General features: G+C 41.4%; 18 protein-coding genes and 3 pseudogenes. 9 read left to right on the top strand and 12 right to left on the bottom strand.

Annotation, left to right across the window (positions count from 1 at the left end):
- The first annotated feature begins 29 nt into the window (after nt 1-29).
- Together GKZ87_09500 and GKZ87_09505 are read left to right on the top strand one after the other, a co-directional pair.
- Nucleotides 30-350, top strand: a complete 321-nt coding sequence (locus GKZ87_09500; GenBank protein ID QSI25694.1) for a hypothetical protein — start codon at nt 30-32, stop codon at nt 348-350.
- Nucleotides 351-583: 233 nt separating this feature from the next.
- On the top strand, nt 584-655 hold the full coding sequence (locus GKZ87_09505; GenBank protein ID QSI27933.1) for a transposase: 72 nt from the start codon (nt 584-586) through the stop codon (nt 653-655).
- A gap of 455 nt (nt 656-1,110) precedes the next feature.
- On the opposite strand, the gene GKZ87_09510 is transcribed toward GKZ87_09505, so the two are convergent.
- The 3 genes from GKZ87_09510 to GKZ87_09520 form a co-directional block, all read right to left on the bottom strand.
- Nucleotides 1,111-2,325, bottom strand: coding sequence for an IS256 family transposase (locus GKZ87_09510; protein ID QSI25695.1), 1,215 nt, complete (start codon nt 2,323-2,325; stop codon nt 1,111-1,113).
- A 369-nt stretch (nt 2,326-2,694) separates the two neighbouring features.
- Complete coding sequence (locus tag GKZ87_09515; GenBank protein ID QSI25696.1) at nt 2,695-3,237, bottom strand: chromosome partitioning protein ParB; 543 nt, start codon at nt 3,235-3,237, stop codon at nt 2,695-2,697.
- Nucleotides 3,215-4,564 (bottom strand): DUF3440 domain-containing protein, encoded by a 1,350-nt coding sequence (locus tag GKZ87_09520; protein ID QSI25697.1) that lies wholly within the window; start codon nt 4,562-4,564, stop codon nt 3,215-3,217. Before GKZ87_09520 ends, GKZ87_09515 begins: the two co-directional genes overlap by 23 nt.
- Nucleotides 4,565-5,097: 533 nt before the next feature.
- Here GKZ87_09520 and GKZ87_09525 point away from each other — a divergent pair.
- The 7 genes and pseudogenes from GKZ87_09525 to GKZ87_09555 all read left to right on the top strand — a co-directional run bounded on the left by GKZ87_09525 (nt 5,098) and on the right by GKZ87_09555 (nt 13,127).
- Nucleotides 5,098-6,342 (top strand): YSIRK-targeted surface antigen transcriptional regulator, encoded by a 1,245-nt coding sequence (locus GKZ87_09525; GenBank protein QSI27934.1) that lies wholly within the window; start codon nt 5,098-5,100, stop codon nt 6,340-6,342.
- A gap of 594 nt (nt 6,343-6,936) precedes the next feature.
- Nucleotides 6,937-7,341 carry an Rrf2 family transcriptional regulator gene (locus GKZ87_09530; protein ID QSI25698.1) on the top strand — a complete coding sequence of 135 codons (405 nt, stop codon included), beginning with the start codon at nt 6,937-6,939 and terminating at the stop codon, nt 7,339-7,341.
- A gap of 71 nt (nt 7,342-7,412) precedes the next feature.
- Nucleotides 7,413-11,309 (top strand): YSIRK-type signal peptide-containing protein, encoded by a 3,897-nt coding sequence (locus GKZ87_09535; GenBank protein ID QSI25699.1) that lies wholly within the window; start codon nt 7,413-7,415, stop codon nt 11,307-11,309.
- 124 nt (nt 11,310-11,433) lie between these two features.
- Entirely contained in the window at nt 11,434-11,595 is a 162-nt protein-coding gene (locus tag GKZ87_09540) for a hypothetical protein (GenBank protein QSI25700.1), read from the top strand.
- Between the two features lie 3 nt (nt 11,596-11,598).
- Nucleotides 11,599-11,730, top strand: a pseudogene (locus tag GKZ87_09545) (DNA-binding protein).
- A 111-nt stretch (nt 11,731-11,841) separates the two neighbouring features.
- On the top strand, nt 11,842-12,225 hold the full coding sequence (gene mscL / locus GKZ87_09550) for a large conductance mechanosensitive channel protein MscL (protein ID QSI25701.1): 384 nt from the start codon (nt 11,842-11,844) through the stop codon (nt 12,223-12,225).
- Between the two features lie 443 nt (nt 12,226-12,668).
- Nucleotides 12,669-13,127, top strand: a complete 459-nt coding sequence (locus tag GKZ87_09555; protein QSI25702.1) for a hypothetical protein — start codon at nt 12,669-12,671, stop codon at nt 13,125-13,127.
- A gap of 418 nt (nt 13,128-13,545) precedes the next feature.
- On the opposite strand, the pseudogene GKZ87_09560 reads toward GKZ87_09555, so the two are convergent.
- The 9 genes and pseudogenes from GKZ87_09560 to GKZ87_09600 form a co-directional block, all read right to left on the bottom strand.
- Nucleotides 13,546-14,189, bottom strand: a pseudogene (locus GKZ87_09560) (hypothetical protein).
- A 276-nt stretch (nt 14,190-14,465) separates the two neighbouring features.
- Nucleotides 14,466-15,307: pseudogene (locus tag GKZ87_09565) on the bottom strand (DUF3440 domain-containing protein).
- Nucleotides 15,308-15,583: 276 nt separating this feature from the next.
- Nucleotides 15,584-15,817 (bottom strand): hypothetical protein, encoded by a 234-nt coding sequence (locus tag GKZ87_09570; GenBank protein QSI25703.1) that lies wholly within the window; start codon nt 15,815-15,817, stop codon nt 15,584-15,586.
- A 791-nt stretch (nt 15,818-16,608) separates the two neighbouring features.
- A complete protein-coding gene (locus GKZ87_09575; protein QSI25704.1) occupies nt 16,609-17,895 on the bottom strand; it encodes a DUF3991 domain-containing protein in 1,287 nt (428 codons plus the stop codon).
- Between the two features lie 46 nt (nt 17,896-17,941).
- Nucleotides 17,942-19,048, bottom strand: a complete 1,107-nt coding sequence (locus GKZ87_09580) for a hypothetical protein (GenBank protein QSI25705.1) — start codon at nt 19,046-19,048, stop codon at nt 17,942-17,944.
- Nucleotides 19,048-20,187 (bottom strand): hypothetical protein, encoded by a 1,140-nt coding sequence (locus tag GKZ87_09585; protein ID QSI25706.1) that lies wholly within the window; start codon nt 20,185-20,187, stop codon nt 19,048-19,050. The genes GKZ87_09580 and GKZ87_09585 overlap by 1 nt, the downstream gene beginning before the upstream one ends.
- An 83-nt stretch (nt 20,188-20,270) precedes the next feature.
- Nucleotides 20,271-22,292 (bottom strand): type IV secretion system DNA-binding domain-containing protein, encoded by a 2,022-nt coding sequence (locus GKZ87_09590; protein QSI25707.1) that lies wholly within the window; start codon nt 22,290-22,292, stop codon nt 20,271-20,273.
- Nucleotides 22,289-23,920 (bottom strand): hypothetical protein, encoded by a 1,632-nt coding sequence (locus GKZ87_09595; protein QSI25708.1) that lies wholly within the window; start codon nt 23,918-23,920, stop codon nt 22,289-22,291. Before GKZ87_09595 ends, GKZ87_09590 begins: the two co-directional genes overlap by 4 nt.
- Nucleotides 23,921-23,955: 35 nt before the next feature.
- Nucleotides 23,956-24,822, bottom strand: coding sequence for a hypothetical protein (locus tag GKZ87_09600; GenBank protein ID QSI25709.1), 867 nt, complete (start codon nt 24,820-24,822; stop codon nt 23,956-23,958).
- Nucleotides 24,823-24,825: the final 3 nt, after the last annotated feature.

Here is a 24,825-nt window from a genome sequence, read left to right on the forward strand (position 1 = left end):
GATTCAGTCAGTATGTACAACGAAACTATATGGAACAAGATACAGGAAGTAAACTCTATGATATTAGTGAGGAGGAACTAGTGATGGAAGGACCTATAATTAGTATTGATGTATCCAATGGAAACAGTCACTATATTCTTTTTGAGAAGAATAATAAGAAAGTTGGAGGAGTACATAAAATCAACCATGATGTTGAAGGATTCGCTCGTTTAAAAACAGATATTAAAATTCTTTCTGATAAAGTTGGCGAGAAAGTCTGTGTGGTTTATGAAGCTACAGGTGTATACACACATCCACTTCAAAGATTTCTTGAAAAAATGATATCAAACAATATATCATTTCGCCGCTAGAATCTGCCAGAAAACGAAAAGAAGGTATCCATTCTAAAAAAACTCAAGCTTGATTTTTGCGAATGAAACATACCCTGGATGCGATTATGATAATATTGAAGTCAAGATATTACAGGACCTGTTAGAGAAAGTTGAGATGATCAGAAACGATGCGGATAAAACCCTACGGAAAATAATTCAGATAGCGGAAACGATAAATGAATATTATCTTATTTTAAGCATATTTTAAGCATATTTTAAGCATAGATGGAATCGGTCCTAACCTGGCATCTAGAATATTGGCAGAAATAGGTGATATAAAGTGATTTAAGACACGGGAAGCATTGATAGCTTATCTTGGCTTAGATCCAAATATCAGTCAATCAGGACAACTGGATGGTGATCATTTTATCTATCTCAAAGAAGGGAAACAAGCAATTACGATGTCTACTGTATTTAGCGGTCACATGTAATATAAGGTTAAAGAAAGTAAATCCCATCAATCAGTTTTATCAAAAGAAAAGGCAGCAATTGAACCCGTTAAATTCATAAGCCGCCAAGGTTGCATGTACCGCTAAACTAGCTAAAATCATTTACAGTATGTGCAATAACAACACTATCTTTCAAAGATAGCCTATTTATATTATACATATTTTTCAAAAAAATGGAAGATTCCATCTTTTTGTCGTAGACAAGTGATCTACTGATAATGAAGTGATATTTTCTGAAATTTAGGCTTGATTTCTATTATCTAATTTTTATATGCCTTTATCATTACTCATTATGCTTCTACTGCTTCCATAATGGCAAGTTGATTTTGAATCATATCCCAGTTTCGACATCTCTGTGTCCATTTGCTGCTGAGGTTCTGAATAGCCAAGTAAAGCATCTTTCTCAAACTGTCATCATTTGGGAAAACCGTCTTTGTTTTCGTGACTTTTCTGAACTGTCTGTTCAATCCTTCAATCGCATTTGTCGTGTAAATGATTTTGCGGATTTCAACTGGATAATCATAGTATGTGCTTAGTATATCCCAATTCTCTTCCCAGCTACGTACTGCGGTTGGATATTGCTTGCCCCATTTATCCTTGAAAATTGCTAACTGATTCAGTGCCTGTTCCTCTGTATTTGCTTGGTAAACAGTTTTTAAATCTCTCATGAACTCCTTGATATGCTTATAACTCACGAAGCGTGTGCTGTTGCGAATTTGATGGATAATACAACGCTGAATACGTGCCTTTGGATAGACAGCTCCTATAATTTCTCTGAAGCCTGTAAGACTATCTACGCAGAATAAGGAAACATCCTTAACCCCTCTGCTTTTCAACTCATTCAGCACTCCCATCCAGTATTTCGCAGATTCACTGGCTCCTACCCATAATCCTAAAACTTCCTTCATTCCTTCGTTATTGATGCCCAAAACAACGTATGCAACCTTAGTCACGACCTGATGATCTTCTCTGATTTTATAATGGATCGCATCCATAAATATGAATGGATAGAAGGCTTCTAAGGGTCTGTTTTGCCATTCTGTTACTTCGGGCAGAATGCGCTCGCTGATCTTGCTTACCAGTCCTTCTGAAATCTCTACATCGTACAGTCCTTTGATCTGGTCTCTGATATCTCTTGTGGACATTCCAGTAGCATACAAGGAAAGGATGCGTTTCTCAATGCCATCGGCATTTCTCTGATATTTTCCAATAATCTGAGGTTCAAATTCACCGTTACGATCACGTGGTACATTCACATCCACTTCACCTAACTGTGTTTTCATTGTGCGTTTTACAGATCCGTTGCGATAGTTTTTCTTGCCTTCACATGTCGTTCTTTCAGCGCGATCATAGCCTAAATGCTGATCAATTTCAGCCTGTAAGGTCTGTTCTAATACATCCGCAAACATGCCTTTCATGCACTCCATAATGTCCTGTGTTGATGTAAACTTTTGTTCATTCACAAGGTCCTTGATCTGCTTTGTCGAAATAAAAGATGTGTTCATAGTATTTTTCCTCCTGTAAGTATGTTTCGTATCTACATTCTTACCCGCTTTTTACTATTTACACATCTTTTGCTATATTCCTGAACTATCAAAAAGTACACCTTTTGCAAAAAGCATAAATACGCAGAATTGTCACCTGTTGCATCACCAACAGCTTTTTTTACTTTACCTTTTACTTTGTCTGTAAATCCTTTGTCTGACATTTGGCTCACTCCTTTTGATTTCTACACCTGTAATTATAACTCGCTGTTTACCGTATACTATATTGCATTTGGCCCGATTATTACATTAAAAACACGTTTTATACAATGCTTGAAACAATATGAATATTGATAACACTATTTTTAGATATTCACATACCTACAGGAATTATTTCTCCATATTGTCTGATTCAAAAGGAAGATCTTCTATCGGTTCCCAGGATTCTCCAAAGTCAACTTCCTTGAATAAAGCAGCCAACCCAGTAATCTGTTTCAAACGTAATATCTCATCTCGATCCATTCCAAGTTTTGCGATCCATGTATCTGAGCGTCCGAATTCATGCAGTTCTTTGACGATATTGCTCATTAAATCTACATCATGACTACCTCTTGCACGGTTATGACGGATGGTGCTCGCCATTCTCTGATCTAATGGTTTATCGATCACAGAAACAGGCAATAGACCCTGTTCCCGCTTATAGATATCTGGATATTCTTTCATGATCCGGTATCTATGAAAGCCATCCACTATGATATACTCATCGTTTGGTTTATCATAATAACATACAATCGGCATCGTATAGCCGTCTGCTTTGATACTGTCATAGAGAAGTTTCATTTCCGGTGGTGCTACTGCATTGGGGTTGTAATCATTGGGATGAATCTTTTCAACAGGTACGGCTCGTATGTCATATACGGGACTTTTTGTCATCGTTTAGTTCCTCCACAGTTCTATATTTATCTTTTAAGTAATCTAACTTTTTTTGCTGTTCACGTGTCAAACCAAATCCCATGAAACGGCAGATATGATCGTTTTTTAAAATGCAGAAACACATCCGTTTCCAGCTTGGTATATCCTTTGTAGACTTGATATCATCTGTATGATCTGGAATCTTATCCAGAAAAATAATGCGTGAATTTTTAAATATCGTATAGTTGGATATGCCGTTTCTCTTGATATGGTATCCATGTTCTATCAGCTCTTGAATGGTCTCTTCCTCTAATCCGCCGCCAACAGTATGCCAGAACTTTAGAGATTTATTAAACTTATCGACATAATTTTTCTGCAGGCGTTTCGGCAGCGTTGCCAGCAAAAATTTGGTATAGGATTGCCACGTATGACCCTCGGGAAGCGTGATGTTACGGTATCCCATAGCTCTTGTTTTTGAATAGATAGAAGTAAAATTTGCGCCCTGCACACGCCCGAGCAGCTTTGTCCATATCTGGGGATCGATGACCCGATAAAGATTCAGCGAATCCTTGGCATAGTCTTGAAAAGGGGAGGCTACGCGCATCTGGGAAACCGTCAGGCCGGCCTTGTAAAATAAATCATATAATTCATTATATGGATAATCAAAGCGATAGTAGGCATGCCAGATATCATTGACCGACCAGTCATACAGAGGGGACGCAGTCCAGACATCTTTAAACTGATGGGTGATCCAGCACTGTCCTTTGTAGCCGTATTTCTTATTAAGAAAACCGCTGTAGCGCTGTAAGGATTCATCGGCACGAATTCCCAGAAGACAGATCGTTTTCTTATTGTTATGGGATATGCGATACCATCTGCCAAATTGTCTTGCAAGGTCTTCCTGGTGCATCTTATAGTGATAGGTCGTCATGGGATTATGTGTCAAATTGAACACATAATCATGTTCCGGCATTGGACGTACCCAGCTGTCTGCCTTTTTATCATCCCAAGGGTACCAGTACATTTCATAGCTGCTCAGTGCCGTACGTGTAGCCATAGGAAGGCAGATCCAATACAATTCTACATGAGGGCGTTTTTCCAGCATCTGGAAGGTTTCCTCTACATATCTTGTCGTGGCTGAATACTGGGCTTCAAAATCCTGATGGAATACTCCAATCGTTTTATCCGGATAGTTCCAATCCCGAAAATCAAGCAGAAGATACAGCAGCAGTCCACTGTCTTTTCCACCGGAAAAAGAAATATAAATGGAATCGAATTCCTGGAAAATAAAATGGAATCGTTCCAATAAGGCTTCATATACATTCAAATCCAGATATCTTTTTATCATAATATGTACTGCATGTTCTTTCTGTAAGACAGCAGAATGCAAGCTCACCCCTTCCGTTATAAAAAGTCTTCCTGTTTCCTGATGATGTGTCAAAGAAACTACTATTAGGACTATTCTAAGATACAAAACCAAAATATCCAATATTATGACAGTATTTTTACAAAAAAGGTTGTTTTATACTACTGTTTTAATCAAATATACATAAAAAACATATCATGATATATTTGAAAAGAAATATCGGCAAAACTGCGTTCTTTTTCTTTATAGCGGTACATCAAAATGGATGAAAAGGGCATGTATAAGTATGGTAGGATTCTGTAGATTCTGCATCTCTAAATAAAATATTTGATAAATGTATAAAAGGCCAATTTAATTGTATAATTGATGCGTTTTTAATATTATTTATCAATTAAATGTGTTTTATCGTTTAATTATGCTATTTTATACTTAAGTAAATTTCGTCTTTTTATTGTGATTTGCGGGATTTGACCTCATATGACAGAAACCGCCAATATAGAGGAGGATTGAGTTTGATGAAACTTACAGGAAAAGAATTGCAGAATATAAAAGCACTCCATGTGACAACGAAAATACCTGTGCATATCTATGATCTTTGTTTCAAGCTGCTCAAAGTGTACAGTTCCGGGAACCGGTATGAGATCCCTTATGATTTCTCCCGTATCCATTCTGAAAACACGGACTGCAGAGATCTTATCTGGTATGAGTATGGCTGGCTGAAAGAAATCTTTATATTTGTCCGGCATAAGGATGTTATTATCACGCTTGGTCCGTTTTTAACAAATCATCTGGAGTCGGAAGAAATCGAGAAACTTGTGGAAGGAGATAAAATGAAATCGCAGCCCTCTGTCACAGGGAAGGAGTGGTTTTCTTACTATGAAAATCTACCGATCTACGCATTAGGGGATATTCGTGATTTCGTCATACTGCTGGGGGCAATCTTAAATATCGACCTGGAAGAAATTTATTCCAGAAGGCTTCATATAGAAGTTTATCGGAATGAATTGGAATTAAAAAGTCAGGCATTAAAGAGACCTTTTTTTCAGGATTTTGAATCCGAGCAATATGCCTTCTATTATGAAAATAAAATACTAGAACTTGTTGCAAAAGGAGACCTGGATACTTTGAAACAGGGGGTTGCCAAAATCGGATGCAGCGTGATCCCCACCTGGCATAATGATTCTGTACGCACAGAAAAAAACTATACCATTGTTATTCTGGAAAAACTGTCTTCCCTTGCTCTTCATATGGGAAAGGATGTACTGGAAACGATCCGGTTACGAGAATTTTACATAAAGAAACTGGAACAGAAAGAAAAACTGGTGGATGTCCTGGCGGTAAGGGATAGTGCGATTATCCATTTCACAAAAGAACTGCACAATCTGGCAAACAGTGCTTATTCACCTTTCATACTGTCTGTGATACAGTATATTAACCTAAAGATTTACGGACCATATAAAACATCTGATGTGGCAAAGCATTTTTTTCTTTCAGAAAGTGCGTTACGGCGGCACTTTAAAAGAGAGGTACATATGAGCATCACAGAATATGCCAATCAACGAAAGATAGCCATTTCAAAGTTTTTTTTAGCCACGGGGATGCCGATTGCAGAATGTTCAAAACGTTTAGGTTTTTTTGACAGTTCGCATTTCTATAGGACCTTTAAAAAATATGAGGGAATTACACCAAAGCAATTCTTGAATAGAACAACCCAAAGAGATTTTGATGAAAATTTTCTTCTGGACAAAGAACTCTATTGACCTTAGCTGATAAAACATACAAAAAGAACTGTGAAAAATGGTGCGGATAAAGCATCACTTTTCACAGTTCTTTTCTTTCATAGCTGGATGGAAGCGTCTTCCGCTTACGAATATCTTTGATTGCCAACAGAGAAGATCGTATGAATACGGAGATTTTAGAAATATAACAAATAAGAATAATGTATAAAAACATCACATCTTTGTATAAAACAATCTTATTTTATTACAGTATAGAATATCAATAGACTTCTATTATAAATGCGTATATTCTGTTTATGAACCAGCAGGATAGTACCCTTATGTGAGAAAGGAAATGGATATTCGGTCATGCGCAAAGATAAGAATGTGACTATATACTGAATTTAATATTTATCAAAAAGCATCATGTGCTGATTTAGGTGGATAATGCATAAATTGCTGTGCCGTTTGCAATTCGTGAATATAAAAGATCTTCGTTATCTAAAAAAGCAGCACTAGTCAAGGTTTCTATGGATGATATTGTTATGCAGTTTCTTGAAAAGGATAAGTCCATATTCTGGTACAGTCATACTATAAACCTGATTTATCCAGAATTAAAAAAGGAGGGGGTGATGTATGCATTTAAAAATATCGACCGATTATGCAGTACGAATCGTTCTCTATCTTGCGAAAAAAAGGCAGCTTGTTCAGTCAAAGGAATTATCGGAACAGCTGCATATTCCACAGGGCTATGTTTTAAAAGTTGCCAGTATCTTGAAAGAAGCACAGATCCTGGAAGCAGTTACTGGTATCGATGGCGGTTTTCGACTCGTAAAGCATCCAAGAGACATCCCCATCTATGATGTGATTCGAGCAATGGAGACGACCATGCAGATCAACCGGTGCCTTGAAAAAGACCGCTACTGCAGTCGAGATGCCGGTTCCTTTTGCCAGGTCCGTCATTTTTATGAAAAGATACAGTCGTATCTGGATCACATGCTGCTATCAACAAGCATACAGGAGCTTCTAGAAATGGAATGAAGGGAAATATGAGGGTACCAAACTGGTTCTAATTATTTTAGAAAGAAACGAAAAGAAAGGAGAAATCGTTTATGGAGAAAAATAAGCCGAGTTTTCTTTCCTGTGCAAAAAGACAGCAAAGATGGGCGATACGAAAATTGAGTATTGGCGTGTGCTCTGTATTACTGGGCGTCATGTTGATGGTGCCGTCTTTGGGGACCGTCTATGCACAGGAAAATAGAGGACTGGATACTACAACACATTATACGGCAACCGGAATTGATAACAATGCCAACCTACGTTATAGCTCTACTGTTTTCAATAAAGTTGAGGATGACGACAGTTTATCTATGACATTTACATATTGGTTTAGTGGAAGCACAGGATGGGAGACAGACCCTGCGAACGAATATGCTGGGAAATATCTTTTGAGTTTTACCAACAATACCTTTTATAAACAGATCGATAAAGTTATTTTAGCTGATATAAGTCTTGAAAAGCATAACGATGGCGCAATGTGGTCTCTGCCAGTTACAAAGCTGCCTAACTATGCTTTGATAGGTTTATCACGTAACCAGCCTGTTAAAATCACGCTGAAAAATGGACAGACATTGGAAAGTCTTAATTTACAAGATACTCCAATTGGATTTAATTCCGTTTTGACGACCAATAAAGGAGCTATAGCCTCGAACAGTATTTCTAATGGTTATATCTTGCTGAATAATAAGAAGAATGAGAATGAAAAGGAATCAGAGTTTACAAAAGGTAAAGCGAATCAAAGAATTAAATTTAATGTTGATGATATGACCATTCGTTCTATACACACCTTCAAACCTGCTGAGAATTTCCTACAGACAGATTATAGCTGGGTTGTGTATGTGAAAGAACAGATAGCACCAGAGTTGCTTCCATATATTGATACAGATAATATTAAAATATATTGCTCTGATCTGGATGGCGTAAAGATTAACAAAAATCATGAAGAATTCACGGTTCCAATTAACGACCAAGGCTTAGTGGACACAAGCCAGGTTCCAGAACTAAGCATCATCGGCAATGATACAAAGGCGCAGTTAGATGCAGCAAGAAAGAATATGGACCGAATCTTTTTTGGAACGCTTGGCCAAAGCCGTAACTATACGATTTCCTATAAACTAAAAGATAGCGTAACTCTTTCCGATTTTGCACGTGCAGCTAATGAATATATTAAGAAAAATCAACAATCCTTCTTATTCGATAGCTGGATGGAAGCAGACTATCTGAACACTAAACAAGGTATATCAACAAATGATAATGGAGATGCTCCAAAGCAGTTGAATAATTCGTATGCAAATGCTTATCTGGATGCGAATGATACGGACAAAGATGGTCTATTTGATTTTGTTGAATGGAAGATTGGTACCGATACTACTAAGGTAGATACAGATGGTGATGGTGTACCTGATGGACAGGAATTTATGATAGATCTGACAGAACCAAACAACGCTGCCGATTATCTAGTATCAAAACCAACTACTACAACGACAACATTCGATTCCACTAAAAAGACAACGATCGAAGGAACTGTTCCAAAGACATTGATTGCTGATCCAGCAGACCCGGCAAGACTGATCCAAATCACAAATGAAAATGCTGGAAATGTAATCGTCAAGCTTCAAGGCTATGATAAAAATACGAAAACATACACCACTGATGAATATGGTACAGTCAAGATTCCATATAAGGATCTGGTAGCCGGAAATTTCTCTTTGGATGTTAACGCAAACGTAGTGCCAGATGGTACAGAGGTTGTTCTGGTTGCATATAGTCCAAATGCAGACAATCCCATTATGGGAGACCCATTTACATTCACTACACCAGATGCGGACAAATACAATGTAAAGGGTGGTACGCTGAACCAGGACTACGGAAAGAAAGCGGAAGAGGCTGCCATTCTGGACAAAGTCACAGTCACAGAAACCAAGGATGGCCAAGAGGCTCCGGCACCAGCAGAGAAAGTGAAATCCAAAGCGATCAAAGGTGAGATTCCTACTCCAACTGCAGATGGTGCAGACCAGACCGTGACCGTGGAAGTAACCTACGCAGACGGAACCAAGGAAGATGCTACCGTAACGATCGCTTACGGGGAAGCAAAGGATGCCTATGTTCCGGAAGGACAGAAGGTGGATGTCAATAAAGGCGAAGACCCAAGCGCAGAAGCCGGAATCAAGAACAAAGACGATCTTCCGGAAGGAACAATGTATGATTGGAAGACACCAGTGGACACGGATACACCAGGAGAAACCATAGGAACGATTGTAGTAACCTATCCAGATGGAAGCAAGGAAGAAGTGGAAGTTACAGTCAATGTCGTTGACACGACACCACAGGCTACTGACACAGAACTGTATACGGCGCAGGGGGGAGTTGTAAACAAACCATATGGGCAGACAGCTACGAATGATGAAGTCATAGGTGTCGTAACGACAGATGCACCAGCCGAGAAGATACAGTCAATCGTGGCAGTAGATGCGATTCCAACGACAGGACAGAATCAGCCAGTGAATGTGAAAGTGACTTATGTAGATGGAACCAATGATACAGTCATTGTAACGGTCAACTATGGCTTGGCAACAGATGCATATGATCCGGCAGGGCAGGCAATCACAGTCGACAAAGGAAGTCAGCCAAATGCAGCAGATGGTATTGCCAACAAAGCAGACTTGCCAGCAAATACAACCTATGGATGGGCTGCACCAGTGGATACCAGCACACCAGGAACAACCTCGGGAACAATCGTAGTAACGTATCCAGACGGTTCTACGGATCAGGTAACAGTGGACGTTATTGTAAATGAGAATGCGACCAATACAGAACTGTATACAGCACAGGGGGGAGTTGTAAACAAACCATATGGACAGACAGCTACGAATGATGAAGTCATAGGTGTCGTAACGACAGATGCACCAGCCGAGAAGATACAGTCGATCGTGGCAGTAGATGCGATTCCAACGACAGGACAGAATCAGCCAGTGAATGTGAAAGTGACCTATGCAGATGGATCAAACGATTCAGTCATTGTAACGGTCAACTATGGCTTGGCAACAGATGCATATGATCCGGCAGGACAGGCAATCACAGTCGACAAAGGAAGTCAGCCAAATGCAGCAGATGGTATTGCCAACAAAGCAGACTTGCCAGCAAATACAACCTATGGATGGACTGCACCAGTAGATACCAGTACACCGGGTACGACATCGGGAACTGTAGTTGTAACATATCCAGACGGTTCTACGGATCAGGTCACGGTGGATGTTATTGTAAATGACAACCGGACAGATGCAGAAAAATATACTCCAGAGGGACAGGAAGTCAATGTCAATAAGGGAGAAACTCCAAATCCAGAGGATGGAATCAGAAATAAAGATGACCTTCCAGAGGATACGAAGTACGAATGGAAGACACCGGTAAACACCGATAAGCCAGGGGAAACACCGGGCATCATTGTAGTAACTTATCCGGATGGAACAACAGAAGAAGTGGAAGTAAAGGTCAATGTGACAGATCCGCGTACAGATGCGGATAAATACGATCCGGAGACGAAACCGGAAATCATAAAGCCGGGAGAAAACCCTGATTTAACAGATAATGTAACAAATCTTGATGACCTTCCAGAAGGAACCCAAATTAAAGATATCACTCCAGAGGGAACTATTGATCCAAATAAACCTGGAGAATATGAGGGAACATTAGAAATCCAATATCCTGATGGAAGCAAGGAAACGGTAACCGTGAAAGTCACAGTGGAAAAACCTGCAAGTACAGTAACTCCGGTTAACAATCAGCAGAATACGCAGACGAACAAGGTGACGAAGGTCACAACTTCTGGACCAAAGACTGGCGACTTTACAAATCTAGGTGTGCATACAGCAGCAGCGATTGGCTCTATTGCGACCCTTGCCGGACTATTCTTTGCGAGAAAACGCAGAAAAGTTGACGAGGAACAGTAAAAGAAACAACGATTGTATAGCATAACGACTTGATTCAGCACAGTACTCTTCTTAGAGGGTGCTGTGCTGTTTTCATTCAAAACTTCATAGCCAAAGAAGATAACGATAGGAAAAACACTTTATAATGTCAAGAGGAGTATTTATGAATAAAAATGAAATTATTAGAGAAATCGCATATAAACAGGGGATTTCTTCAGAAGTTACAAAGGGGATCATAGATCAGTTTATCGAACTCATTGGAGATAAGATGGCACAAAGAGAAAAAATACAGATTGCTGGATTTTGAACTTTTGAGGCGCGATTTGTCAGTGAGAGAAGCAGTCGAAATCCTCAAACAGGAGAAAAAACTATCATACCGGGGCACTTTTCACCTAAATTTAAGCCAGGGAAGGCATTAAAAGAAAAAATAGAACAACAGTAATCCCATAGCGTGTTATTTATGCCGAGATATTTTGTAGGGAAGGTGGAAAATGATTTGAAATAGACAAAAGGATTTTTTACCGAGTTTCGGGAATTCATTTCTCGTGGAAGTATGATTGATTTAGCAGTCGATGTTATCATTGGAGGGGCTTTTACTGCAATCGTGACCTCTCTTGTGAATGACATCGTCATGCCTGCTATCGGCATCCTGTTTGGAGGAATCGATTTTACAAGTTTGCGCTATGTTATCACTCCGGCATCAGGAGATATGGCGGAAGCAGCCATTTATTACGGAAGATTCATCCAGAATATCATCAATTTTCTGCTGATTGCACTGGTGATTTTTACGATCATCCGGATCATCAACAAATTCTGCCGAAAGAAAGAAGAGAGCATTCCAGAACCGGCAGCTGTTGAGCCGTCTGAGGAAGCAGTTCTTTTAAGAGAAATACGCGACCTGATATCGAGAAATGAGAAATGGCATTCTATAAAATAATATTTCGACTTAAAAAACGATACTTGATCTTTTGTCACAAAAATGGTACCAGTCATTTAAGAAATCGAGGATTATTTACAAAGCAACAAGGGAGGTATACAGTTCGTCTGTTAGCTCTCATGTTGTTTTCCATATTATATCAGGTCTCATGCAATGCTTTCACTTCGTATCAAAATAAACAATTCCCTATACAGTTATTTTGATACTGGAAGAAGGTATCGTGTTTCCCTTTCATAATAGATACATGATCTTTGCATGAGGGAATTTCAAAAAGGTACTCGTATCAGCTGATGAAACCTCTCAGTAAAACAGTCAAAGATAGTATCATGCGCCTGTAACAGCTCTATTTTTTAACAGCATGTTTGAAAGAATTTTTGAAATGATTGTGAGAATGAACATCGTAGAAGCAATGAAAAGATTGCAGTAGGAGGGAAGAAAAAACGATGGCAGGTAGGAAAATGGAACTTTTGTCCATGACATGCTTAGGGGATAATGTCATGGAAAAACTGAAACAGTATGCACAGGAAGATGTAGTTTTTATCAAGGAGAATAAGAGTGCAGATGCTGTTCTGGTATATCAGTTCTGCAGAGAATTCATGGACTGGTATTATCAGTGCCTAAAAGAGCGTCAAAAAATAGGAATCCAGAATGCACTAAAGAGGAAACGGGAAGGAAATGGTGTATACGGTAGACCACGTGTACAAATTCCGGAAGATTTTGAAGTAAATATCAGGGCATGTCTGGATAGCAAGCGCCCTCTGGGAGAATATTGTATGAATATTGGAATGGCACTCTCGACATTTTATAAATATTCATATCCGATCCGAAAACAGTGGAAAGATGAGCAGAGACAACAGCAGGATATATATACTGACGAGATAGAAAATAAACAGGCTGGATGAATTGACAGCTGAGATAAAGATTATCATTTTATGAACATTGAAGTGAAGAAGGAAAGATGGGAAACGAATAGGAGGAGCAGTAGATTCTTTTATCGTTTGCCTTTCAATCATTGAATATAAGATGGCTTTAAGCCCGTACAGACACCAGGTTTTGTGCGGGTTTTTTGCATCCAGAAAAAAATTTAAACTTTTCTTATAAAATTGAAATGTGTTGGAAACCATTTTAAGGGCTTTCCTGCCTTGATCGCCTGTCAGCAAAGGCGGGCAGGACTGTCAACGGCAGCACATTTATGCACTGCTCATCTTGTGCTGATTGACTCGACTGACTTTGCTATTACGCATTATATTTGTAACCATATCCAACGATTGTCTTTATATAATCATGATTCGCTGAAAATGCTTTAATCCGTTTTCTTGTTTAAAAAACTGTATTTTTTACTGCATGATAAATACCATTTGCCGAATCATGCCAGACTACTTCATAGATTTGTTTTATCATAAATGCAACATCTAGATTTGAATATGATAAATACAGGACATCAAATTCTTTAGCGGACAAGATTATTTTATGGTTGCATAGCTTTACTTGGTGTTTCCTAATATCTATAAAAAATCGGAAGCAAGCTGTTTTATTCCCCAGTATTTCTGTACGATCAAACAATCTTTTCTGATCTGCTCTATAAGAAAGGATAATTCGTCGGATTTTTGTGGAATCCGGATTTTGGAAAACAACTGTACTTTCATTTTGAGTCCGTATATTTCTTATAATAAATTCAAAATGTGTTTCAAAAGATATTTCTTGACTATCGTCAACTGTTGATCGCGCTCCTATATGCGTGATTCCATAGAGCGTTTTCTCTTTGAGAAAAACCTTTGAATATACACAGCCGGCTCCGGCAAATCCGTGTCCATTTCAACTTTCAGATTTGCCGTTGGCAAACCTATCAGTTTTCCAATTCTCCGCCCATGGACTACAATTCCACTCGTTTCGTAAAACGGAAATACCATTTTTAATTGGCAATAAAATGAGAATATTTCGGAAACAATTCGGAAATCTAACATAAAAACTGCTGGAATTGTTCGCTAGTTTCCTTTTCCAGCAGCATGACCTTTTCTATCTGCTCTGTAATCAACGCTGTCACATCATCAACGGTATGTAATTCCTGTTTCTGCTTCTGTACGGCGTTCTGGGTATTTTAAAACATGGTGTCAATGACAGTTTCCCCCGGCTGTTCGCCGCTGTCTATCTCTTTCTTAATGTCCCGTAGGATAGACATAAACACATTCTTGATTTCTCTCAAACTTCGCTTCATGCCCACCTCCGACTGTATGCCGAAATCAGATGGAATTGTTAAATTTTTTGATATAGTTGCGACACAACTATGGTGGCAACGTTGCCAGTATGAACTGTGCATGTATGTCCCTTCGAAAATGTTATATGACGGTATCCGAATGCCTTCGTCTTAGCATATATAGCAGTAAAATACGCTCCTCTGACACATCCGATGAGCTTGACCTAGATTTCAGGACAGATGACTCGGTAAAGATGAGTGCCTCTTTGGCATAGTCCTGAAACGGTGAAGCGGCTTTGCTGCGTGATCCAGCATCGTTGCTTATAGCTATATTTCTTATTGATGAAACCACTGTATCGCTGCAAGGATTAATCTGCCCTTATCCCCAACCGGCAGATCGTTTTCCTATTTTCATGAGACAACCGGTACCATCTGCAAAATTGCTTAGTAAGACCCCCTGATGCATCTTATAGTGTTAGGATGTCATGATATTTGTTCTAGGTTGATGATATAATCGTGCTGAGGCATTGGACGGATCCAGATATCTTCCTTCTTATTATCCCATGGGTACCAGTACATTTCATAGCTGCTCAAGGCAGAGCGTGTTGCACAGGGAGACAGACCCAGTAAAGTCCGAGATGCGAACGCTTTTCCAGCATCCGAAAGGCCTCTTCTATAATCAGTCGTTGCATTGTGCTGTGCTTCAAAGTCCTGATGAAAACTCCTATTATTTAATACTGGTCTCTAAAATCCAACAGGATATCAATAAAAGACCACTATCTTTTCTCCGGAAAAGGAGATATAGATATTTTCAAATTCCTGAAAGATAAAATGAAGACGTTCTAGCAACGCTTCATAGACATTTTTATCTAGATTGATCTTTTTCATGCTTCGTTCATTCACACCTTTCTGTCAGATTATGTTAATTTTATATAGTATAAGCTCCCAATGATCAGAGAGCACAAAACTATCTTTATATAGGGTGTGATTTTCGCATTTACACATCAGCTATCTTTTATGTTCAAGATAAAAAGACTCCCACCTTATGGCAGGAGTCAATAGTAGGATAATTCATTTACAAGTATTCTCATATTTTACTGATGAAATCGCAAATACACAGTTAAAAGCTAAATGAGGGTGAACGAATAGTTAATAATAAATTAGTTACCAATTAGATCCGCATCGAGCATTCCTCATGCAGCGTACAAATTGACGTGCGCAGCGATTTTCTCTACAGTCACGACGCATTGCAAAACGAGCTACTCGCTCCGCTTCATTCAATGCATTTCTGCCATAGTCATTATAGCAACTATAGCCTCTGTTCCAGTCGAATCTGTCGAAATCATAATCGCTAAAGCCATAAAAGTCATAATCATTACATTCACATCTGTTACACATATATATTTCCTCCTTACGTGTTATTGAGATACATCTGCGCATCTCAATATATGATATGGAGGAATTAGATGCCTATTTAGGCTTATTATAATACTTATTGATAAAAGATTAAACGTTTGATAACGGTTAATTAAAAGACCACCATTAAGGTGGTCAAGTGCCGCGAAATACTGCCTAGGTATCCCTTTCTTTTCAATGAGCGGCAACGTAATCATTATATAGCTTATATGAACATTTGTAAACATATTATGAACATTTTTGTGTCATAAGCAATAAAAAATCCGGTTTTACCCGGACTTTGCCAAATGGCTATGCATTGTACGATACCTAGGCAGTAGCATATCAATGCCTATGCTATTTTATCATATTAAAAATATTTTGCAATCATTTTGAAACAACAAATAAAAAGCCGGAATATACCTACCTGACTCTCTGTAGGGATATATTCCGAAAGGAGTAGAGAACAAAAAAAAGTATATTACATATCCATATGTATATAAATTCTAGATTATTAAAAAATGCGTACGTTGTTTGATAGGATGACTACGAGATCATGATGAAGCCATCACTATTCTCTAACGATCCGTACCGTCCGTCAGACCCGACAGGATATCTGCTTCCAGATTTCTCCTATGACCTATCCTGCACCTTCAGATGAACTTCGTCTCGATTTGTAAATCACAATAGATAGGCTTTTGAACTCCCACCAGTGCGGCTCCACGATAAGCAGGCCGACGCCATAATGCTGAAGATCCTTTGTATAAGGGTCAATATCTTAGGAGAAATAAGAGCTATTTCAACATGATTGCTTTTTCCGGAACTGCTTCCGGGTTCTCATATATCTTCTGCAGGTCCTTATTCCAGTCAGAACCAAGGGATGGAAGATCATCGATGACATTCTGTATCCTATGAAATGGTCGGACGAATGCTTTGAACTCTTCCGCAGCAGCTCTGCCTGCTTTATCGTTATCCGATGCAAGTACTACGGTATCGATATTTTGATTCAGGACAGGGCGGGTAAGATAATTTACGCGGAACGTCTCATTCATGACATTACAGCTGTCGCATGCGAGCACATTGAAGTCTATCTTCTCACCGGCTTGCTTCTTGGCCGTGATATAAGACAACCCATCGATATAGGCTTCTGTCAGGACAAGCTTCGTAGCCTTTGGATCCATTTCGATGAAGAATCCGGTAAACTTATTTCCTCCACCGACATCTCCCCGAAAGCCTGAATAGGTCGAACGTACGAAGGCGGAATCTACCTTTCCTTTGTAGTTCTCACATGCGAAGACGCAATTTCCTTTTTCATCCAGATAGATCTTACCGTCATCGACGAATCGCTTGATGAGGTCACGGTCGATCTTTCGCTTGTCACATAGATACTCATAGATCTTCGAGATATTCTGTTGTGAATCCGGAAGCTTGAATTCTATCTGCTCATATTTCGGTGCGATATACTGCTTCTTGTCAGGCGCAAGTCCGTTATGATATTCGATCAGGATATTCATCGCCTCTGGAAACGTCTTGCCTTCTGCCTTTCTCAAATATTCCAATGCGGATCCATTGATATGCTCGGTGTTCCAGAACATAGCGTTGTTCCTCGTATCGATGACGAGAGAACTATGCTGATCACAGCGATAATAATGTTGTCCCTGTCTTTGGAAGCTGAAGCCTGCACGATCCTGTAGGAAATCCATCACGGATATGTTCTTCTTCAGATATTCTACTTCTTCATTCGTGAATCTCTTCCTGCTGTTGTCTTTGTATTCTCCATAGAAGCTTTTGTACAATTCCTTCGGCATGACTCTGATCTTCTCATAGACATCCTCTCCGTTCGGCGTCCGATGATGCTGCGACAGCTGGATCTCTCGATCTGCATAAAAATGCAGGACGTTGTTGTCTATATTGTCGATATCCTCTTGTACGAAGTCCTCACTGATCAATAGTACATGATATTTATAAGCTCCTGCTTCCTTCGGAAGGATGACGCGATGGCTGTACTTCGTACCATTCGCCTGTTTGATCTTCTGTTTGAAGCGTGATTTTGGAATACTGATGTTGATGATCTCTTTCATGTGTCCTTACCTCCTAAAAAAATACCTGGCAACTTGCCAGGTATCATCAGTCAAAATTTAAAACGTATCCTTTATGGATTCCATTCTCGTCATCATAGACGGTACAGGATGCCGTATTTGCCTGGCCTGCGCTTACTGCTGCATTACCGGCTGCCATACATTCCTGATACGTCTGATCGAAGGTCTTGCCTTCTATGAAAGGAAACGATCTGCCCTGTGCCGTAACAGGTATATCTTTTTCTATTGGTGAATCCCCCTGCTCCTGTTGCTGTGGAGTGTCTGGTTGTGGTCCTTCTGTCTTTGGAACGCTCTCTGTCTCATTACTTTTTGGCTTTTCTATATGGATATCCAAGGTCTTCCGTGCTTCGTTCCCATGTGCGTCGCTCACTTTATAAACGATCTGGTCTTCTGTCATTTCGAACGTCGTCTTCCTGCGAAGATCGCCATCGACGATATCGATGACAGAATCTATATATTCCTCCGCCTTCAGCTCGGAACGATCAGACACAGTTATGCTGGATCTGTTCAAGCTGATCACCGGTGATTTGGTGTCCTTCACTTCCACGAGCAGCTTCATATCCTTTTCCTTCTTGCCGTTGCTGATATGGTAGACTGCCCAATAGGTGCCGGGCTTTTTCGTATCGATCTCATCACGATTCGGAAAGGTGATCACTGCTTCGGGATCATAAGAACGGATGTAGGAGGCTGGCTCGAACGGTTCTCCTGCCTCAAGTTGTACGGTCTCACGATCGAAGGACAGGTACAGTTCTTCAAAGTATTTCAGCCATTCATCCTTCGTGACATAGAGCAGAGAAACGATGATCGTGAGGACAGAGCCGATGAGAAGCATCCAGGTGATGTTCCGGAGCCACTTCCTCCTGACCTTTTCATAATGCTCATCATAGAGTCCCATCTCATTCGCTATCTTTTCCAATATCTGCTTCAGCTGTCCTTCCTTGATATCCGGATCTATCAATCCGGATAAGTCGATACCGGATCTCCTTGCGTCTATGAGTAGCGTCAGCTGTTCGACGCTGAATCTTGGATCTGCGATATCCTTGACTTCGATATCTTCATCGATCGCCTTTTTTATGATGTACCATTGTTGGCTTGTGAAGGCAGTGTTCTGATAGCGTTGGTATCTGTCTTCCATCAGACGGCCGTATTTCCTTTCCTCGATAAGACGCTGCGATTGACAGAGATATTCATGGGGCCGGTCTGGTCCGTATTCACAGCGATGCCGGCATTTTCGAATAGCTGCAGGTTCTTCTGATCGATCTTGATGTCCTCCAGCTTTGCGCCATCGAAGGTATTCTGCGCAAGGATCGCATTCAAAAATATGGCACCGGTGAGATTACAGCCGGTGAAATCGACTCCGGTGAGGTTACAGGCTGTAAAGTCACAGTTCTTCATGAGGGAACCGGTGAAGTCGATACCGGACAGATTCCGGTTCTTCAGGTTCATCCTGCTGTAATTGCTCTTCGTCCAGTCGATGACAGGCATCTCCTCTGTCTTGCGGCAGATCTGATTCGCCCATGCTTCATGCACGTCGAGATCGTTCAATATCTCCGTTTCCTCACGTTCCCGGATTCCTTCTGATTCCATCGCCTTTCGCGTCATCTGTATATAGGCATTCAGGTCGTGAGCGATCGGATCGAGTGTCATCTGCGCATCACTGTCGAGATGGATCGCATCACGGAGCAGTTTCAGGGAACACTCCAGCATATCGAGGAAGATATCCATTCTGATCGGATCGCCGGTCTGCTTCCTCTCTTCTTCCGATACCTGCGGCTGCAGCAGAGTATCCTCTACTTTGCAGGTCTCATATGCGATATACAGCTTTGCATGATCGGCGAGGGAGAAATTCGCCATCCGGAAATCGCAGTCTCCTGCGCTCGTATCTACAAACCTGCAGCGGACGAATGAGGTATGCCTGAGATCACAGGCATTGAAATTACAGTCGATGAACGTACATGCATTCATAGATGCGATGTTTCTACAGTTCGTGAAGGTGCAGCCTTTGAAGATATTTCCCTCCAATATCCTTTGGTCATATCCGGCCGTATCCATTAGCTCCAGGTTCATGAATTCACAGTTCTCGAAATAAGAAGTGAATATCTTACAGGAGCTCTTTCCTTCCAGTTCGATGATCTGGCGCTGCGGAAAGATCAGACTGGTCTTTTGCATACTATATCCGGCTTCTCGCTGCTGTCTTTCCAAGCTTTTGTAAAAATCCATCAATGATATCTCACTATTCGTTTGTACGAATCTCTTTATCTGTTCTTCCTCCATTTTCTTCTCCTTTCCATTACCTGGCAAGTTGCCAGGTAATATCGTGTTCATGGTCATTACACACATGGCAGATCACCATGTTGTTAGAAAACATCTCCATAATTCGATAATAGAGCCTTCATATCGATCCATCTGACAGCCGGCTTTGGTGATCTCTCTTCGTTTGGATCCATATTCTTGCCTCTATAGAACTTACATCTGTCATAAGGGATCATCCTTGCGATGAAAGGGGATTTCCTCTGTCTGTGGATGACGACTTCACCAAGATTCAATTTTTGTAGACGATCGATGCTTATGACAGGACGCGTCTCATACCAGCTTTTCGATGGCAGCCATATCTGTCTGGAACCACACATCTCACTGAACCTTTTCAGTGTATCCATTTGAGAGCCTAAGATATACACGGTATTGGAGCAGTTGTTCTGGATCGTCGTCGCTACTTTGTCTCCATAGACTTCTCCTAGCTGAGAGAGATCCTGCACGACCAGTGAGAAACGTACACCGCGGGAACGGGATGCGGTCAGCATGCTCTGGATATCCTTTAATGGAGGACAGTTACCGAATTCATCCAATATGACATTCACAGGGATGGGGAGTCTTCCTTTATTCCCTCTGGCTTCGTTGATGATCACCTCATAGAGCTGCTTTAGGAAGATCGTGACGAGTGGATAGTAGGTCTTCTTCTCATCATGCACGATCAGATAGATCACCATCTTCTTCTGTCCGAGAGCCTTCATATCGAAATCAGAATAGGAGGTCATCCGCATGATCTGTTCGTTCATCGTCAGGATATCGATCTTCGTCGCAAGGACCTTCTTGATGCTCTGCCGCGTCTGTTCCGGCGCATTACAATAATCCATCAGATACATATGACTGGTATCGTCCAGCCTTCTTGATTTTTCCAACACTGCGCCCAGGATGTTGTCGGAGCGCACCTGCAGTGCCTTCTGTTGTTCCTTCGTGAGCTTCACATCTGCATAGTTCAATCCCAGCTTGATCGCTTTGAAGTTGATGATCCCATCTGTCATATCTCCGTTCCGGACGGCTTCCTCCATCAGGAAAGCAGCCATCCCGATGATGCAGTCCCTTGCGGAATCGTTCCAGAACGGATCCTTGACATTCGGATCATAGGTGAGACTGTTTGCAAGATCCTTGAGGAATTCGATCGCCTGAGAGTAGTCAGGCTCCGGTATCCTGGCCAGCCACTCTGCTTTCTCGGCAGGTGTGAAGGTAGTCTCTTCTGCTTTCCATTTCTTCAGTGCCTCCTGATGATCCATATAGGCCTTCTTCCATGTATCCCATGCCAGTTCTAAGGGAGCCCAGGCATCGGAAGCCTTCGCATTGACGAGATTCAGCTTGATGATCTCATACCCGGCCTCTTCGAATTGCTTTGCCGTATATTCGTAGAGCTCTCCTTTGGGATCGTTGATGACGGCACATTCACCGGACATACAGACGAGCTCGATCATCTGCAGGATGACAGAGAAGGTCTTACCGGAATTCGTCGTACCGATCAGAATAGAATGATTGTCGTTTGCATCGACGAAGATCGTCTGCTTCCGGAATCTCGGCATATAGATGGGGAGGCCGGCACGCTGTGTGACAGGCTTACCATCTATCTCCCAATGTCTTACGGTATTGAGCTTGTGCCAGTCATCGATCCGGAAGAATGTCAGGAGTGCATTATAAGGAAGCTTCGGATAGTTCAGGATACGATCGGCTTTCGTCAGAAAGGATGTTTCGTTCAATACCCATCGTATATCTTCTTTGGTTGACTTTCCTTTATCTGCTTCATGAAATTGCACTCTGGTCAGACTGCGCTTCGCTTCATGGATAGAGGAGAGATGTGTAAAATTCTTCTTGTCATCGTCCAGCTTCTTCTTGGTACTTTTCGAAAACATCCCCAGAAGGATGAAGACTGCGATGAGTACCGTCAGTATATCGATGACCGCCCTTGTCTGCGGGATCTGATCCAGTAGACTGAGATCGAAGGATGGCTCCAGTCTGTCGAATACGAGCATATTGGTCAGGTTGATGGCCGCAAGGATGAAGAGTATCCTTGCGAGAGCTATTCCGAGCAGAGAGATCATGAGTTTTCGTATCATATATATTCTTTTCCCCTTTCTTCACTCCGGATCTGTTGTTCTTCATATTCTCTTATGAATCTTTCCAGATCTCTTTCTTTTTCCTGCGCGTCCTGATGTAGGATCCGCTTGGAGCCTTTTTTCAGGACTGCACTCAGTTTTTGCTTATGGATCACTTTCGATTTCTTCCTCATCCCCATACGGGCAGGGGGACCTTCTGATCGAGCGTGCAAGGATTTTTGTGGATCAGGAGGTATCTCTTTTGGATCGTCCGTAAGAAGCGGCACAGCGGTCTCATCTGTCCCATCCATGAGCGATATACGGCTATCTTGACCTACAAAGATCTTAGGCTCACCTTCGGATAACGATATGTCCTTCGCATGCATATAGCGGAAGAGGGTGTCTCTATCAATCTGCAATGTATCTGTTTCAGAGATATCTTTCCAGGCATCGAGATTTTTTGCATACCGATGGAGCGTGTAGCTTTTGTCTTGTTCGATCTCGACATGATAAAAGCCCCGTTCATCCAGGAACAGGGCTGCATCGGATGGCAGGTCGATACAAGCAGCACGATCCTGGAGCTTGATACGATATATCTGTTCATCCTGATAACGGATATTCTGTTTTGAGAACCATAGCTCATGTTCTTGTCTATGCTCCGTCTCTTTATATTTCGCATGTCCCAGGATCATATTCCCGATCCTGGTATAGAGCTTGTCCAGCTCTGTTTTTTTGAAGTGGGAGATCTTCTCGTTCGCAAGCGTGTTCTGAAGATCATCCAGCATCTCGACCTTACCGAGCCACTCTTCGTACGCCGGTCGTATCTCTTCATCCTGCAGTAAGGAGCGGATGATCAGGTTGAGCTGTCTTCTGTATGGCTTCATGTTCTTGGAGTTATAGGAGAGTCTTCCTTTCTTCGGAAGCGTCGTGTAGAAGCTATGGAGCAGCTGGTCATGGAATCTCATGTCGATCCCGGAGATCAGCGTTTTACGTAAAGCATCCTTTTCCCTGAAGACATCCTTTGGAGCTCTTTCGTATCTCTTGGTGAATTCCTGACGGAGACCTAATTCCTTCAACCAGGTGCTTTTATATTTGTCCAGGTATTTCTGCGCCAGCTTACCACGCGTTCTGGTATGGACCTTTTCCATGAACACGATATGCATATGGGGATTCTTCTTATTGTTGTGATAGTTCATCCACCAGATCATGTTGTCCGGGTCGAGACCGATGCTTTTGAAATATCCGGGCAGGGATTTGGAGACGATCGCAGCATAATCGTTGACATCATACATATTGCTTTGGAAGGAGTCCTGATAGTCCTTGAGAGAGATGACAGTATCCCAACAGATATCGCCGTCTTTATGGAATGCCTTGGCTATCTTCTTCTTGAATCCCGGCATCTTGTCTTTCGTCAGCCAGCCATCGCTGGAGAAGGTACGCGTCGTATCATCCTGGCTCGTATAGCCTAAGAGTCCACCTTCATGCATACTGTGTTCCTTCTTATCGTCCGCTGCTTTTTCTCTGCCGGTATACTCGTACCAATCCAATAGTGATGCAGTAGAGATCGTACCTTTGAATCGAGAGCCTTTCGGTGGAGCTTTCCCACATTCCAGGAAGCGGAATTTGCTGATGACGTGAGCCTTACTCATGTCGGATATCTCCTACCTGGCAAGTTGCCATGTGATCAAAGACCGATATCAGCATGTGAACGCAGCACCTCCAGCTTCTGTTGCATATAAGGCTCCAGAGTCATTGCCAGATCTTCACTTGTGACAGCGTATTCAAATATATGGTTCAAGGAATTGATGAGCTCAGGATCATCATATTCGACTCTGCTTCCTTTCCAGGATCCGTGTCTGTCGTTTATATCATTCACGAATTTGATCGCATATCCACCGGCATCTCTCCAGCATACAAGATTTTGGTTATAGTCATCTATGAGGAAATCATTCTCTTTGACTCTTAGCGGAACATGGTCTGTCTTGTTTTCTCCGTAAGGGACCAGGATCACGTTGTGTGGATCCAGAGAGGGGAAGAGTTCCTGCAATACCTCTCGCTTCTCACGTTCAGCGAAGGGAGAGTCGATATAGTGAGATAGGATATAGATCTGATCAGGGGCTTCTGTCAATAATTCCTGCAGGCAGTGGACAGCGAGACGATGAGGAGGAAGGTTCCTGAAGTAGCCTTCCTCATATAGTGGCTCAAGCGTAGTCAGAGTGTTATCGAACTTGAACAGGACGCCATCCATATCGAAAAAATATCGTTGCTTCGCAAATCGTTCCTCCATATAGGCTTCCATGAGATCATTCAAGAAGTCAGCACTGAATACCTGTTGGCCTTTTTTCTGACACTGTCGTTCGATACGTTCCAACAGGGTGTGATCGAAATGAACTTCGAGGCAATCCATATAAGCTCGTCTGGTGACGTCCAGAGAATTCTCGAGCATGTCATAATTGAAGCCGTTCGGATCGGAACCACGCATCCTTCGATAACAGGAGAATCCCTTTTCCAGCAGATCACTCAATCTATCAAAAGCATCAAGGAGAAGCATAGA

Source organism: Erysipelotrichaceae bacterium 66202529 (genome assembly GCA_017161075.1).
Taxonomy (GTDB): Bacteria; Bacillota_I; Bacilli_A; order Erysipelotrichales; family Erysipelotrichaceae; genus Clostridium_AQ.